Annotated in this window: 14 protein-coding genes; 7 read left to right on the top strand and 7 right to left on the bottom strand. The window is 61.0% G+C overall.

Features of this window, described 5'->3' with window-relative positions:
• Positions 1 to 140: 140 nt before the first annotated feature.
• Complete coding sequence (locus tag DNK10_RS15955; RefSeq protein ID WP_131192234.1) at positions 141 to 2,234, top strand: putative bifunctional diguanylate cyclase/phosphodiesterase; 2,094 nt, start codon at positions 141 to 143, stop codon at positions 2,232 to 2,234.
• Between the two features lie 14 nt (positions 2,235 to 2,248).
• Here the strand turns inward: DNK10_RS15955 and DNK10_RS15950 are convergent, their stop codons facing one another.
• From DNK10_RS15950 to gltA, 7 genes are all read right to left on the bottom strand, one after another.
• Positions 2,249 to 3,250 carry a glutathione S-transferase family protein gene (locus DNK10_RS15950; RefSeq protein ID WP_131192233.1) on the bottom strand — a complete coding sequence of 334 codons (1,002 nt, stop codon included), beginning with the start codon at positions 3,248 to 3,250 and terminating at the stop codon, positions 2,249 to 2,251.
• A 174-nt stretch (positions 3,251 to 3,424) separates the two neighbouring features.
• Entirely contained in the window at positions 3,425 to 4,408 is a 984-nt protein-coding gene (locus DNK10_RS15945; RefSeq protein WP_131192232.1) for a glycosyl transferase family protein, read from the bottom strand.
• The gene (locus DNK10_RS15940) at positions 4,405 to 4,740 is read right to left on the bottom strand and encodes a TusE/DsrC/DsvC family sulfur relay protein (RefSeq protein ID WP_131182209.1); all 336 of its coding nucleotides are present in this window, start codon (positions 4,738 to 4,740) and stop codon (positions 4,405 to 4,407) included. The genes DNK10_RS15945 and DNK10_RS15940 overlap by 4 nt, the downstream gene beginning before the upstream one ends.
• Positions 4,737 to 5,036: a sulfurtransferase complex subunit TusB gene (gene tusB, locus DNK10_RS15935; protein WP_131192231.1), complete on the bottom strand. Its 300-nt coding sequence runs from the start codon at positions 5,034 to 5,036 to the stop codon at positions 4,737 to 4,739. The genes DNK10_RS15940 and tusB overlap by 4 nt, the downstream gene beginning before the upstream one ends.
• Positions 5,036 to 5,395: a sulfurtransferase complex subunit TusC gene (gene tusC, locus DNK10_RS15930; protein WP_131192230.1), complete on the bottom strand. Its 360-nt coding sequence runs from the start codon at positions 5,393 to 5,395 to the stop codon at positions 5,036 to 5,038. The genes tusB and tusC overlap by 1 nt, the downstream gene beginning before the upstream one ends.
• Before the next feature lies 1 nt (position 5,396).
• Positions 5,397 to 5,789, bottom strand: a complete 393-nt coding sequence (gene tusD, locus DNK10_RS15925; RefSeq protein ID WP_131182206.1) for a sulfurtransferase complex subunit TusD — start codon at positions 5,787 to 5,789, stop codon at positions 5,397 to 5,399.
• Positions 5,790 to 5,910: 121 nt separating this feature from the next.
• On the bottom strand, positions 5,911 to 7,179 hold the full coding sequence (gene gltA, locus DNK10_RS15920; RefSeq protein ID WP_131182205.1) for a citrate synthase: 1,269 nt from the start codon (positions 7,177 to 7,179) through the stop codon (positions 5,911 to 5,913).
• A gap of 364 nt (positions 7,180 to 7,543) precedes the next feature.
• Between gltA and sdhC the strand changes: the two genes are divergently transcribed.
• From sdhC to odhB, 6 genes are all read left to right on the top strand, one after another.
• The gene (gene sdhC, locus DNK10_RS15915; protein ID WP_070883123.1) at positions 7,544 to 7,918 is read left to right on the top strand and encodes a succinate dehydrogenase, cytochrome b556 subunit; all 375 of its coding nucleotides are present in this window, start codon (positions 7,544 to 7,546) and stop codon (positions 7,916 to 7,918) included.
• Complete coding sequence (gene sdhD, locus DNK10_RS15910) at positions 7,912 to 8,280, top strand: succinate dehydrogenase, hydrophobic membrane anchor protein (RefSeq protein WP_131182204.1); 369 nt, start codon at positions 7,912 to 7,914, stop codon at positions 8,278 to 8,280. The genes sdhC and sdhD overlap by 7 nt, the downstream gene beginning before the upstream one ends.
• Positions 8,281 to 8,283: 3 nt before the next feature.
• Positions 8,284 to 10,056: a succinate dehydrogenase flavoprotein subunit gene (gene sdhA, locus DNK10_RS15905; protein WP_131182203.1), complete on the top strand. Its 1,773-nt coding sequence runs from the start codon at positions 8,284 to 8,286 to the stop codon at positions 10,054 to 10,056.
• A gap of 11 nt (positions 10,057 to 10,067) precedes the next feature.
• The gene (locus DNK10_RS15900) at positions 10,068 to 10,787 is read left to right on the top strand and encodes a succinate dehydrogenase iron-sulfur subunit (protein WP_131182202.1); all 720 of its coding nucleotides are present in this window, start codon (positions 10,068 to 10,070) and stop codon (positions 10,785 to 10,787) included.
• Between the two features lie 249 nt (positions 10,788 to 11,036).
• Complete coding sequence (locus tag DNK10_RS15895) at positions 11,037 to 13,868, top strand: 2-oxoglutarate dehydrogenase E1 component (protein WP_131182201.1); 2,832 nt, start codon at positions 11,037 to 11,039, stop codon at positions 13,866 to 13,868.
• 71 nt (positions 13,869 to 13,939) lie between these two features.
• Positions 13,940 to 15,163 carry a 2-oxoglutarate dehydrogenase complex dihydrolipoyllysine-residue succinyltransferase gene (odhB, locus tag DNK10_RS15890; RefSeq protein WP_131192229.1) on the top strand — a complete coding sequence of 408 codons (1,224 nt, stop codon included), beginning with the start codon at positions 13,940 to 13,942 and terminating at the stop codon, positions 15,161 to 15,163.
• Positions 15,164 to 15,196 lie beyond the last annotated feature (33 nt).

The raw sequence follows: 15,196 nt of genomic DNA, 5'->3' as shown, positions 1-15,196 counted from the left end.
ACGTGATGTCGCGTTATTGTGCGTACGCCCTTGTACACAGCGAGTATGTGCCCATACGGATATAGGTGTGTGGTGGCTGTTGATTCGGCGATCCGGCAACTCGGTGCATGGCGGCACGCCGTTCCTTATTGAGAGTTGCAATGCTGACGGGTAGCTACGACCTTTCCCTGGTTCTGATTTCTCTGTGCGTGGCGATCCTGGCCTCCTATACGGCGCTGGATCTGAGCGGGCGCATCGCTACCGCCAAGGCCTCTGCGGTTTCGCTGTGGATCGGTGGTGGAGCACTGGCCATGGGGATCGGCATCTGGTCGATGCATTTCATCGGTATGCTTGCCTTCAGCCTGCCGATCCCCCTGGGGTATGACCTTGCCATCACCTTGTTGTCTCTGACCATCGCCATGCTCGCCTCGGGGTTTGCCCTGTGGCTGGTCAGTCAGGCGCGGATGCCGCTCTGGCACTGGTTGCTCGGTGCGCTGGTGATGGGCACGGGCATCAGTTCGATGCATTACATCGGCATGCAGGCACTGATGATGCAGCCGGGCATCGACTACGATCCGCTGCTGTTCGCGCTGTCTCTGCTGATTGCCGTACTGGCGTCCGCCGCAGCGCTGTGGATCGCTTTCCGGCTGCGCCGGCATACGCCTTTCGTCCGTCTGGCACGGGGTGGGGCAGCGGTGATCATGGGCTTTGCCATCGTCGGCATGCACTACACCGGCATGGCTGCCGCCAACTTTCCCGCCGACAGTTTCTGCGGTGCAGCGAATAGCGGGCTGGATACCGGCTGGCTGGCCAGCCTGGTGATCATCGTCACCCTGGCGGTGCTGGCCATTGCCTTGCTCACCTCGGTGCTCGATGCGCGTCTGGAGGCGCAGACCGCGATGTTGAACAGCTCGCTGGCCGAGGCCAATCAGGAACTGACCTTGCTGGCCCTGCACGACAACCTGACGCGCCTGCCCAATCGCCTACTGCTGGAGGATCGCATCGAGCAGAGCATGCACAAGATCCGTCGCAATGGCGGGCACTTCGCACTGATGTTCATGGATCTGGATGGCTTCAAGCCGGTCAACGACGCATTCGGTCACCATGTCGGCGACCTGTTGCTGAGGGAGGTCGGTCAGCGCCTGCAGCGCAGCCTGAGGGCTCAGGACACCCTGGCACGAGTAGGTGGGGATGAATTCGTCCTGCTTGCCGAACTGGGCGAGCGCGACGATGCGGCCACCATCGCCGGGCAGATCGTCGTGTTGCTTGGTCAGCCTTTCCAGGTGGCCGAACATGAGCTGAGAGTCTCGACCAGCGTAGGTATCGCCCTGTATCCGGGCGATGGCGACGATCGGCAGGAGTTGTTGAGAAATGCCGATGCGGCGATGTATCACGCCAAGGGTACCGGCAAGAACGATTACAGCTTCTTCGAAGCGTCGATGAACGCCAATGCGCATAACCAACTGCAACTGCTGCATGACCTGCGTGCGGCCCTGGCGAATGAAGAGTTCGTGCTGCATTACCAGCCCAAGTTCGATGCGCTCAATGGCCAGCCGATCGGTGCCGAGGCGCTACTGCGCTGGCAACACCCCGTGCGTGGGTTGCTGGCCCCGGATACCTTCATCCCCCTGGCCGAGCGCACCGGGCTGATCATTGCCATCGGCGAATGGGTGCTGCGACAGGCATGCCGTCAGATGCAGCAGTGGTATGCCGCCGGTCATCGCGATTGGCGTGTGGCGGTCAACCTGTCGGCGTTGCAGTTCTCCCATGCCGGCCTGCTGGGCAGTGTGGCCGGAGCCTTGGCCGAGCACGCCCTGCCGGCCAATTGCCTGACCCTGGAAATCACCGAAACCACTGCCATGAGCGATGCCGACGCCAGTATGCTGGTGCTGCAGCAGCTTGCCGACATGGGCGTCGACCTGTCCATCGACGATTTCGGCACCGGCTATTCCAGCCTGCTCTACCTCAAGCGTCTGCCTGCCAATGAGCTGAAAATCGATCGTGGCTTCGTCCGCGAACTGGAACACGACAGCGACGATGCGGCGATTATTTCCGCCATCGTTGCCCTGGGTCGGGCTCTGAATCTGCGCATCGTCGCCGAAGGCGTGGAAACCGCCAGGCAGCAGGACTTCCTCACCAACCTGGGTTGCGATTCTTTGCAGGGTTTTCTGCTTGGCCGGCCGTTGCCGGCCGACGAATTCATGGGCGCCATCGATCAGGCTCGAGCGGACAGGGCGAACGCTGCTACGAGTTGATCGGCGGGCTGGCATCAGCCCCGTAGCCAGATGCCTTTGCCGTTCAGGCGCTTGCGGTCATGGGCGATGTTGAAGTCCAGTAGTGGCCCCTTGGGCACGATGCTGGTGGGATTGATGGTCTGGTGGCTGGTGTAGTAGTGATGCCGGATATGCCACATGTCCACGGTGGCCGCCACGCCCGGCCACTGGTACAGCTCGCGCAGCCAGTTGCTCAGGTTCGGGTAGTCGACGATACGCCGCAGGTTGCACTTGAAGTGGCCGTGGTACACGGCATCGAAGCGCACCAGGGTAGTGAACAGGCGCCAGTCGGCTTCGGTCAGGTATTCGCCGGTCAGGTAGCGTGATTGGCCCAGGCGGGTTTCCAGCACCGACAGTTCGCCGAACAGTTCATCGAACGCTTCTTCGTAAGCTGCCTGGGTCGTGGCGAAACCGGCGCGGTAGACGCCATTGTTGACGCTCGGGTAGATGCGCGCATTGAGCGCATCGATATCGGCGTGCAACGCCTGCGGATAGAAATCCAGGCGATTGCCGGTAAGCCCGTCGAATGCCGAGTTGAACATGCGGATGATCTCCGCCGACTCGTTGCTGACGATGCGCTGCTGCTTCTTGTCCCACAGCAGGGGCACGGTGACCCGGCCTGTGTAATCGGGGTCGTCCTGGGTATAGCGCTGGTACAGAAAGGCGAAATCATCCAGGGCGTCACCGCTGGAGCCATGCTCGGCGTCGAACGTCCAACCGTTCTCGAGCATCAGCCAGCTCACCACCGATACCTCTATCAGCTCCTCAAGATCCTTGAGGGCACGCAGGATCAGCGTGCGATGGGCCCACGGACAGGCCAGAGACACGTACAGGTGATAGCGGTCGGCTTCGGCGGCGAACCCGCCTTCGCCTGTAGGGCCGGGCGATCCATCGGCGGTGATCCAGTTGCGCCGCTGGGCGTTCTCCCGCTTGAAGCGGCCACCGGCGCCGGTGTCATACCATTGGTCGTGCCATTGGCCTTCGATCAGCAGTCCCATGTCCGTACTCCCGTTGCCAGCCGAGGGAAATTCCCCGGAAACTGGAGTTTAGCCAGCCGGTCGTGAGCGCGGGATACAAAAAAACGTCGGGAGCGATTTTTGACGTCGCTGGCGACGGCCCGCAGGGTGCCCGCCAGGGATGGCAGGGCACAAAAAACGGGCGTCACGAATCGGCTAGCTCGATAGCTGACGAGCCTGCCAGCGCTTTCGCGCGTCATCGAATGCTGCTTCGCGCGGTATGCCCAGGCCGCGCAGTGCCAGGGCCATGGTGGCGATGATCGCCAACTGGCCATAGGCATCTTCGGCTTCACCCTGCCAGACGGCGCGCAGGTGGGTTGGATCCAGGCGCTCCGGTTTGACATGGCGCCGCTCGGACAGCATCGGCCAGTCCTCGTCCCAGTTCTCGCCCCCCTCGGTGCCATACAGGTGGCAGACGGCGTCCGGGTTGAGTTCGATTTCGCCGCCGTCGCCCTTGACCACGATGACGCGATCACCCAGCAGTTGGCTGGCCTCGCGGTGCACGGCCTGGTAGCCGGGGTGGAAGATGCTCTGCAGCCCGCAGCGCGCCGCCAGCGGGTTGAGGATGCGTGCCAGTGAGTGGATCGGCGAGCGCAGGCCGAGCACGTTGCGCAGGTCGATCATGCGCTGCAACGCCGGCATCCAGTCGTCCAGGGGCATGAAGGCCAGGTTCTGGTCATCCAGGCTCCGCGCAACCTCATCCCAACTGCGGCATAGAGGAATCGCCAGTTCGCCGAGCAACTGCTCACTGTACAGGCGCCCGGCCGTGTGTGCGCCGCCGCCATGCATGAAGATGCGCAGGCCGCTGTTCGCCAGGGCCTTGGCAGCCAGCAGGAACCAGGGCAGATGGCGTTTCTTGCCGGCGTAGGTGGGCCAGTCGAAGTCGACGGCGATGGTTGGCGCAGGCAAGCGCGCACGCACCGCCTCGGTGAAGCCAGCCATCTCCTCGGCGCTTTCTTCCTTGTGCCGCAGGAGCATGAGAAAGGCGCCAAGCTGGGTATCCTCGACCTTGTCGTCAAGGATCATGCCCATGGCGTCGCGGGCTTCCTCGCGGGTCAGGTTGCGTGCGCCGCGCTTGCCTTTGCCGAGAATGCGCACGAAGGAGGCGAAAGGGTGTTCGGCTGGGGTGATCAGGTTCATAGGCAATTCGTGGGCTTGGGCAGGCCCGCCAGCTTGGCGGCGAGTTTGGCAGGAGTGCCATTGAACAGGCGATTGAGGTGCAGGCTGTTGCCTTTGTCCGGGCCCAGCTTGAGGGCGACGTACTTGATCAGCGGGCGATTGGCCGGCGACAACTGAAATTCGTCGTGGAAGGCGCGCAGCAGCATGAGGATTTCCCAATGCTCATCGCTCAACTGCAGGTCTTCGCGCTCGGCCAGGGCTGTGCCCACCTCTCTGGACCAATCCTGGAGATCGAGCAGATAGCCATCTTTATCCAGCTCGATGGCGCGGTCGTTGACGATCAGGGGGCTCATAACCAGCTATTGACCTTGCTGAAGCGGCAGGCGAGGGCGACGAAGCCTGGATAGTCGACCTGCTGCAGCTTGCCGGCAGGCTGCAGGCCACGAGCCTGAATGTCTTCATCCAGAGCGAACAGGGCAATACCGTCGCCCAGGGCGCTCAGCGAATCGGCGTATATCGTGCCGGGCTGGATCGCGTAGGTAGCATCGCCGCAGAGCAGCAGGCCATCGCCGCTGCCCAGCAGGCGCAGACAACTGCTCAGGCGGTCATCACTGAACGGGGAGCTGGATACAACGTGCAGGGTTGTCATCAGAGGGTGATCACCTGGTCGTAACGGTCGATGAGATCGCGCAGCCCGGCGTCGTCCAGGCGCTGCACCTCCAGTGCCAGCGAAGTTTCGCCGAGGCCACGCTGTTGCAGGCTGTGGCTGCAGGCGTACAGCGATTCGACGCCGAACAGCGGCAAGGCCTGCAGGTTGGCGGTCAGGTCTTTCTGTTGCACGGCCTGGGACTTTTGGTCGGCGGCCAGTTGCAGTACGCCGTCATCGAGAAACAGCAGGCCGATGGGCAGATCGAAGGCGCCGCCAGCCAGGGCGATATCCAGTGCTTCGCGGGCGCCGGGGCCGCTCCAGGGGGCTTGGCGGCTGATGATCAGCAGCGAATGGCTCACCTCAATCGCCTCCGAAACAGATCAGGCGGTCGGCCAGTTGCGCCGCCTCATGTAATTGGCCCAGACCAGAAAGCACCCACGGGGCCGGCAGGTTGGCGGCTTGTCGCTCATAGCGAAGTGCCTCCTGCTCATCGAGCACGCCACGGCGCAGGGCCGCGGCGATGCAGACCACGCCGTCGAGCTCCTGGGTGGTGATGAACTCACGCCACTGGCGAGCCACATCGGTTTCATCCTGAGGGCTGACGATGTTGCCCGAGGCACTATGTACGCCGTCGGCGTAGAAGAACAGGCGCACGATCTCGTGGCCGCCGTGCAGCGCCGCTTCGGCAAAACGCAGGGCGCGGCGGGAGGAGGGGGCCGAGGCTGGGGAAAACAGGGCAATGGCGAATTTCATGAGCGGCCCGGTTGCGGAAACAGGGCGTCATGATAAGGCCTGATTGGCCGGGAACAGAAATGAAAAAGCCCATATCCGCAGATATGGGCTTTTCGGTCACAGGCGACTCAGCGCAAGCGGATTACGTGATGTCGCGCTTGGTCGGGCCAGTGTACAGCTGGCGCGGACGGCCAATCTTGTACGGGCTGGAGAGCATTTCTTTCCAGTGCGAGATCCAGCCGACGGTACGCGCCAGGGCGAAGATCACGGTGAACATGCTGGTCGGAATGCCGATCGCTTTGAGGATGATGCCCGAATAGAAGTCGACGTTCGGGTACAGGTTGCGTTCCTTGAAGTAAGGATCGTTACGCGCGATTTCGTCGAGCTTCATCGCCAGTTCCAGCTGCGGGTCATTGATGCCCAGCTCGGCCAGTACTTCGTCGCAGGTCTGTTTCATGACCTGGGCGCGTGGGTCGAAGTTCTTGTAGACGCGGTGTCCGAAGCCCATGAGCTTGAACGGATCGTCCTTGTCCTTGGCCTTGGCGATGAACTTGTCGATATTCGATACGTCACCGATTTCGTCCAGCATGGCCAGAACGGCTTCGTTGGCGCCGCCGTGGGCCGGGCCCCAGAGCGCAGCGATACCGGCAGCGATACAGGCGAACGGGTTGGCACCCGAGGAGCCCGCCAGACGTACGGTGGAGGTGGAGGCGTTCTGCTCGTGATCGGCATGCAGAATGAAGATCCGATCCATCGCCTTGGCCAGCACCGGGCTGATCGGCTTGGTCTCGCACGGCGTGTTGAACATCATGTGCAGGAAGTTTTCCGCGTAGCTCAGGTCATTACGCGGGTACATCATCGGCTCGCCTTTGGAGTACTTGTACACCATGGCGGCGATGGTCGGCATCTTGGCGACCAGGCGCATCGCGGAAATGTCGCGGTGCTGCGGGTTCTTGATGTCCAGGGAGTCGTGGTAGAAGGCGGAAAGGGCGCCAACTACGCCACACATGACGGCCATCGGGTGGGCGTCACGGCGGAAACCGTTGAAGAAGGTCTTCAGCTGTTCATGAACCATGGTGTGGTTCTTGATGGTGCTGACGAAAGCAGCTTTCTGCTCTTCATTAGGCAGCTCGCCATTGAGCAGCAGGTAGCAGGTATCCAGGTAATCGGCTTTCTCGGCAAGCTGCTCGATCGGATAGCCGCGGTGCAGCAGGACGCCTTTGTCACCATCGATGTAGGTGATCTTCGATTCGCACGAAGCGGTCGACATGAAGCCGGGGTCGAAAGTGAAGTTGCCCGTGGCAGTCAGGCTCCGCACGTCGATCACATCAGGGCCAACGGTGCCGGATAAAACGGGCAGCTCGACGGGGGCTGCGCCCTCGATGATCAACTGCGCTTTTTTGTCAGCCATGTTTGGCCTCCTAGTTATGCTTGGAATCATCAGTCGGCCCCCCACGCAGGGCCCGCATCACTATAGTGTTATGAATCTGAAAGTCAATTTGCGAAAACCCAGGCAATAGAAGGGTTTGAGTGCGCTGCCTGCGACAAAAAGGCGCGGCCTTTTACGCCATTTTCAAGGTTGACGCAATCGGTAGAAGGTCGAGGTGTCCGCGTTGTCATTAGCGACCTAACTGTCTATACTCTGCGCCCGACTGCCAAGGGCCTTACAGCCCGGATTCTGGTGGTTGTCACTTCTTGGGTGATGGGTACCTGACCAGTGCGCTTCCCGACAACTCAGCCCTGATAGCTGGGGCTCTCAGTGTGATAATAAAGCCGTGAATAGCCAACGACCTGTAAACTTAGACCTTCGGACGATAAAACTCCCAGTCACTGCTTACACGTCCATTCTTCACCGTATATCCGGCGTGATCCTTTTCCTCGGCATTGCCGTGCTGCTGTTCGGGCTCGACAAATCGCTGTCATCGGAAGAGGGCTTCGCCCAGGTGAAAGAATGCTTGACCAGCCCGCTGGCCAAGTTCGTGATCTGGGGACTTCTGTCCGCTCTGCTGTACCACCTGGTGGCCGGTGTGCGCCACTTGATCATGGATGCTGGAGTCGGTGAGACGCTGGAAGGCGGCAAGCTGGGTTCCAAAATCGTTCTCGTCGTATCGGCGATCGTGATCGTGCTGCTGGGGGTGTGGATATGGTAACTAATGTCACTAATTTCTCGCGTTCGGGCCTCTATGACTGGATGGCGCAACGTGTTTCTGCGGTCGTTCTCGCGGCTTATGTCCTGTTTCTGTTGGGTTACATCCTCCTGAATCCAGGCATGGGCTATGCCGAATGGCATGGTCTGTTCTCCAATAATGCAATGCGCATCTTCAGCTTGCTGACCCTCGTCGCGCTGGGCGTTCACGCCTGGGTCGGCATGTGGACGATCTCCACTGACTACCTGACGTCGACCGCGCTGGGCAAGTGGGCCACCGTTGTGCGTTTTCTGTTCCAGGCCGCGTGTGGCATCGCCATGTTCGTGTTCTTCGTCTGGGGCGTGCAGATTCTTTGGGGTTTCTGATTCATGACTAGCATTCGTACTCTTTCCTATGACGCCATCATCGTTGGTGGTGGCGGTGCCGGCATGCGCGCTGCACTGCAGCTGGCGCAGGGCGGCCACAAGACCGCAGTGGTAACCAAGGTCTTCCCGACCCGTTCGCATACCGTTTCCGCCCAGGGCGGCATCACGTGCGCCATCGCGTCGAACGACCCGAACGACGACTGGCGCTGGCACATGTACGACACCGTCAAGGGCTCCGACTACATCGGCGACCAGGACGCGATCGAATACATGTGTTCCGTCGGCCCGGAGGCCGTGTTCGAGCTCGAGCACATGGGGCTGCCGTTCTCCCGTACCGAGCAGGGCCGCATCTACCAGCGTCCGTTCGGTGGCCAGTCCAAGGGCCCGGACAACCCGACTCAGGCTGCTCGTACCTGCGCCGCTGCCGACCGTACCGGTCACGCGCTGCTGCACACCCTGTACCAGGCCAACCTGAAGGCTGGCACCTCGTTCCTCAACGAGTGGTACGCGGTCGATCTGGTCAAGAACCAGGACGGTGCCATCGTTGGCGTCATCGCCATCTGCATCGAAACCGGCGAAACCGTCTACATCCGCTCCAAGGCCGTGGTTCTGGCCACTGGCGGTGCTGGCCGTATCTACGCTTCCACCACTAACGCACTGATCAACACCGGTGACGGTGTGGGCATGGCGCTGCGTGCTGGCGTGCCGGTACAGGACATCGAAATGTGGCAGTTCCACCCGACCGGTATCGCCGGCGCCGGTGTACTGGTCACCGAAGGCTGCCGTGGTGAGGGTGGTTACCTGATCAACGCCCACGGCGAGCGTTTCATGGAGCGTTATGCGCCTAACGCCAAAGACCTCGCTGGTCGTGACGTAGTGGCCCGTTCCATGGTCAAGGAAGTCATCGCCGGTAACGGTTGTGGCCCTGACAAGGATCACGTGCTGCTGAAGCTCGATCACCTCGGTGAGGAAGTGCTGCACAGCCGTCTGCCTGGCATCTGCGAACTGTCCAAGACCTTCGCGCACGTTGACCCGGTTGTCGCGCCTGTTCCGGTCATCCCGACCTGCCACTACATGATGGGCGGCGTTGCCACCAACATTCATGGCCAGGCCATCACCCAGGATGCCAATGGCGTCGACCGCATCATCGAAGGCCTGTTCGCCGTGGGCGAAGTAGCCTGCGTATCGGTACACGGCGCCAACCGTCTGGGCGGCAACTCGCTGCTCGACCTGGTGGTCTTCGGCCGCGCCGCTGGCCTGCACCTGGAAAAAGCGCTGAAAGAAGGCGTGGAAGTCCGCGGTGCCAGCGAGACCGATATCGAGCAGTCGCTGGGGCGTCTGTCCGGCGTCAACGAGCGCAGCACTGGCGAAGAAGTCGCACCGCTGCGCAAAGAACTGCAGCAGTGCATGCAGAACTACTTCGGCGTATTCCGTACCGGCGAATACATGAAGAAGGGCATCACCCAGCTGGCCGATCTGCGCGAGCGCATCGCCAACGTCAAGATCTCCGACAAGAGCCAGGCCTTCAACACCGCGCGTATCGAAGCGCTGGAGTTGCAGAACCTGCTGGAAGTCGCCGAAGCCACTGCCATCGCCGCCGATACCCGTACCGAGTCCCGCGGCGCCCACGCCCGTGAAGACTACGAGGATCGTGACGACACCAACTGGTTGTGCCACAGCCTGTACTTCCCGGGTGAGAAGCGCGTGACCAAGCGTGACGTCAACTTCTCGCCGAAGACGGTTCCGGCGTTTGAACCCAAAGTTCGTACTTATTGAGGGTGGCTACCATGTCTCTTGGCAAAAGCTTGAAAGTCAGCGTTTATCGCTACAACCCGGAAACGGACAAAGCGCCCTTCATGCAGGACTTCGACGTCGAGATCGACGGCAAGGATCTGATGGTGCTCGACGTGCTGGCCCTGATCAAGGAGCAGGACGAAGGCTTCTCCTACCGTCGCTCCTGCCGTGAAGGCGTCTGCGGTTCCGACGGCATGAACATCAGTGGCAAGAACGGCCTGGCCTGCATCACGCCGATCTCCACCGTGGTCAAGGGCAACAAGCTGGTGATCCGTCCGCTGCCGGGGCTGCCGGTCATTCGTGACTTGGTCGTCGATATGAGCATCTTCTACAAGCAGTACGAGAAGGTGCAGCCGTTCCTGCAGAACGACACGCCGGCGCCGGCTATCGAGCGCCTGCAGTCGCCGGACGAGCGCGAGAAGCTGGATGGCCTGTACGAGTGCATCCTGTGCGCTTGCTGCTCGACCAGTTGCCCGTCGTTCTGGTGGAACCCGGACAAGTTCCTGGGCCCGGCCGCGCTGCTGCAAGCCTATCGCTTCCTGGCCGACAGCCGTGATACCAAGACCGCGGAACGATTGGCCTCTTTGGATGATCCATTCAGTGTGTTCCGCTGCCGCGGCATCATGAACTGCGTGAACGTATGTCCCAAAGGGCTGAACCCGACCAAGGCAATCGGTCACGTTCGCAACATGTTGCTGCAGAGCGGTACCTGATTCACTGTTCTTTAGCTTGACCCGCAACGCCTGCAGCACCGACTTCATGTCGGTGTTGCAGTATAGCCAGGGCGTCGGTCTAGCCGCCGACGTTCTTCAATGAGATATATGACGACCAGCAGGGGCATTCGGGCTGGTGCCCGGACTATCTGCGGGATTATTGGTGGCTTTTTCGAGTCGCTGTTACATGACTTCGAAAGCCAGTCGGTGTCCTCGCCGGTGGTGTCCCCTTACCGAGGGTGACCAAGCATGCAAGAAAGCGTGATGCAGCGTATGTGGGACAGTGCCCACCTATCCGGTGGTAACGCTGCCTACGTGGAAGAGCTCTACGAGCTCTACCTGCACGATCCCAACGCCGTGCCGGAAGAATGGCGCACTTATTTCGATAAGTTGCCGTCCGAAGGCAGTACCGCCAATGACGTATCGCACTCGACGATTCGTGATCATTTCGTGTTGCTGGCCAAAAACCAGCGTCGTGCTCAACCGGCTTCAGCCGGTACTGTCAGCAGCGAACACGAAAAGAAGCAGGTCGAAGTGTTGCGGTTGATTCAGGCATTCCGCATGCGTGGCCACCAGGCGGCTCAGCTCGATCCGCTTGGGCTGTGGCAGCGTTCTGTTCCTGCTGATCTGTCGATCAGCCATTACAGCCTTACCGACGCGGATCTGGACACCACCTTCCGCACAGGTGGTCTGGCAATCGGCAAGGAAGAAGCAACTTTGCGGGAAATCCGCGATGCTTTGCAGCAGACATATTGTCGCACCATCGGCTCCGAGTTCACCCACATCGTCGATTCCGAGCAGCGCAGCTGGTTCCAGCAGCGCCTGGAAAGCGTGCGCGGTCGTCCGCAGATTTCCGCCGAAGTGCAGGGGCATCTGCTCGAGCGCCTGACCGCCGCTGAAGGCCTGGAAAAATACCTGGGTACCAAATACCCGGGCACCAAGCGTTTCGGTCTGGAAGGTGGCGAGAGCCTGATCCCGCTGCTCGATGAGATCATCCAGCGCAGCGGTTCCTACGGCACCAAGGAAATCGTCATCGGCATGGCCCACCGTGGCCGTCTGAACGTCCTGGTCAACACCTTCGGCAAGAACCCGCGCGACCTGTTCGACGAGTTCGAAGGCAAGAAGGTCGAAGGCCTGAGCTCCGGTGACGTGAAGTATCACCAGGGTTTCTCCTCGAACGTGATGACGCCGGGTGGCGAAGTGCACCTGGCCCTGGCGTTCAACCCGTCTCACCTGGAAATCGTTTCTCCGGTGGTCGAAGGTTCCGTACGTGCTCGCCAGGATCGTCGCAGCGATGCAGTGGGCGACAAGGTTCTGCCGATTTCCCTCCACGGTGACGCGGCATTCGCCGGTCAGGGCGTGGTCATGGAAACCTTCCAGATGTCGCAGACCCGCGCTTACAAGACGGGCGGCACCATCCACATCGTGATCAACAACCAGGTTGGTTTCACCACCAACCGTGCCGACGATGCGCGCTCCACCGAGTACGCCACCGACGTCGCCAAGATGATCCAGGCGCCGATCTTCCATGTGAATGGCGATGATCCGGAAGCCGTGCTGTTCGTCACCCAACTGGCTGTCGATTACCGCATGCAGTACAAGCGTGACGTGGTCATCGACCTGGTCTGCTACCGCCGCCGTGGCCACAACGAGGCCGACGAGCCGAGTGGTACCCAGCCGCTGATGTATCAGCAGATCGCCAAGCAGCGCACCACCCGTGAGCTGTATGCCGAAGCACTGACCAATGCCGGACGTCTGTCGGCCGAAGCCGTGCAGGCGCCTGTCGACGAGTACCGCACTGCACTGGACAACGGTCAGCACGTGGTCAAGAGCCTGGTCAAGGAGCCGAACAAGGAGCTGTTCGTCGATTGGCGCCCTTACCTGGGGCACGCTTGGACTGCTCGTCACGACACCCGTTTCGATCTGAAGACCCTGCAGGAGCTGTCCAACAAGCTGTTGGAAACTCCGGATGGCTTCGTCGTTCAGCGCCAGGTCACCAAGATCTACGAAGATCGCCAGAAAATGGGCGCAGGCGGCTTGCCGCTGAACTGGGGCTACGCCGAAACCATGGCGTACGCGACCCTGCTCGTCGAAGGCCATCCGATCCGTATCACCGGTCAGGACGTGGGTCGCGGTACCTTCTCGCACCGCCATGCGGCGCTGCACAACCAGAAGGACGGCAGCACCTATCTGCCGCTGCAGAACCTCTACGAGGGTCAGCCGCGCTTCGACCTGTACGACTCCTTCCTGTCGGAAGAAGCGGTACTGGCATTCGAATACGGTTACGCCACCACCACGCCGAACGCGCTGGTGATCTGGGAAGCCCAGTTTGGCGATTTCGCCAACGGTGCCCAGGTGGTGTTCGATCAGTTCATTTCCAGCGGCGAGACCAAGTGGGGTCGTCTGTGCGGTCTGACCATGTTGCTGCCGCACGGTTATGAAGGGCAGGGCCCGGAGCACTCATCGGCACGTCTGGAGCGTTACCTGCAGCTGTGCGCCGAGCACAACATCCAGGTTGCGGTACCGACCACGCCGGCACAGATCTATCACCTGCTGCGTCGTCAGGTCATCCGTCCGCTGCGCAAGCCGCTGGTGGTGCTGACGCCCAAGTCGCTGCTGCGCCACAAGCTGGCCGTATCGACTCTGGAAGATCTGGCCGAAGGCTCGTTCCATACCGTCATCCCGGAAATCGATGCGATCGACCCGAAGAAAGTCGAGCGCCTGGTTCTGTGCAGCGGCAAGGTTTACTACGACCTGCTGGAGAAGCGCCGCGCCGAAGGCCGCGAAGATGTCGCCATCGTGCGTATCGAGCAGCTGTATCCGTTCCCGGAAGACGATATGAATGAGGTGTTCGCAGGCTACAAGAACCTCAAGCATGTCGTCTGGTGCCAGGAAGAGCCGATGAACCAGGGCGCCTGGTATTGCAGCCAGCACCATATGCGTCGTGTCGCCACTGCGCACAAGAAATCCCTGGTGCTCGAGTATGCAGGGCGTGATGCCTCGGCAGCTCCGGCTTGTGGCTACGCTTCTCTGCACGCCGAACAGCAGGAAAAACTGCTGCAGGATGCTTTCACCGTTTAACGCCATCGCGAGGGAAGCGGCCTGACTGAGGCCGTTTCCTCGAACAAACCGAATTTAAGGAACAGAACACAATGGCTATCGAGATCAAAGCCCCTACATTCCCCGAATCGGTCGCCGACGGCACCGTGGCTACCTGGCACAAGAAGCCGGGCGACGCGGTCAAGCGCGATGAGCTGATCGTCGACATCGAAACCGACAAGGTCGTGATCGAAGTACTGGCCGAGGCCGATGGTGTTATTGCTGAAATCGTCAAGAACGAAGGCGACACCGTACTGAGCAACGAAGTACTGGGCAAACTGACCGAAGGCGGCGCTGCTGCTCCGGCCGCTGCTCCTGCGCAAGCTCAAGCTGCTGCCGCTCCGGCTCAGGCCGCTGCACCTGCCGCTGCTGGCGACGACCAGATCCTGTCGCCTGCCGCGCGCAAACTGGCCGAAGAGAACGGCATCGACCCGAACAGCATCAGCGGTTCCGGTAAAGGTGGTCGTGTGACCAAGGAAGACGTGGTCGCCGCTGTCGAAGCGAAGAAGAACGCTCCAGCTGCCAAGCCGGCTGCCGCTGCCGCCGCTGCTCCGGTCGTCGCTGCTGCTGGCGATCGTACCGAGAAGCGCGTACCGATGACCCGCGTACGTGCCACCGTCGCTCGCCGTCTGGTCGAAGCGCAGTCGAACATGGCCATGCTGACCACCTTCAACGAAGTCGACATGTCCGAGATCATGGCGCTGCGTTCGAAGTACAAGGATCAGTTCGAGAAAACCCACAACGGCACTCGTCTGGGCTTCATGTCCTTCTTCGTCAAGGCTGCCACCGAAGCGCTGAAGCGCCTGCCGGCTGTCAACGCCTCGATCGATGGCAACGACATCGTTTACCATGGCTACCAGGATATCGGCGTAGCCGTTTCCAGCGACCGTGGTCTGGTCGTGCCGGTACTGCGTAACGCCGAGTCGATGGGCCTGGCCGATATCGAAGCCGGCATCGCCGCCTACGGCAAGAAAGCCCGTGATGGCAAGCTGTCCATCGAAGAGATGACTGGTGGCACCTTCACCATCACCAACGGCGGCACCTTCGGTTCGATGATGTCGACGCCGATCGTCAACCCGCCGCAGGCTGCGATTCTCGGCATGCACAACATCATCCAGCGCCCGGTGGCCGTTAACGGTCAAGTGGTGATTCGCCCGATGATGTACCTGGCACTGTCCTACGATCACCGTCTGATCGACGGCAAAGAAGCCGTGACCTTCCTGGTGACCATCAAGAACCTGCTGGAAGACCCAGCTCGTCTGTTGCTGGACATCTAATACACCAGCCTCAAGCTGCAAGCGCCAAGCTTC

The organism is Phytopseudomonas daroniae, assembly GCF_004327275.1.
Lineage (GTDB): Bacteria > Pseudomonadota > Gammaproteobacteria > Pseudomonadales > Pseudomonadaceae > Aquipseudomonas > Aquipseudomonas daroniae.
Note: the sequence above shows the minus strand (reverse complement) of the source record. Positions and strands in the feature narration are given on the sequence as shown.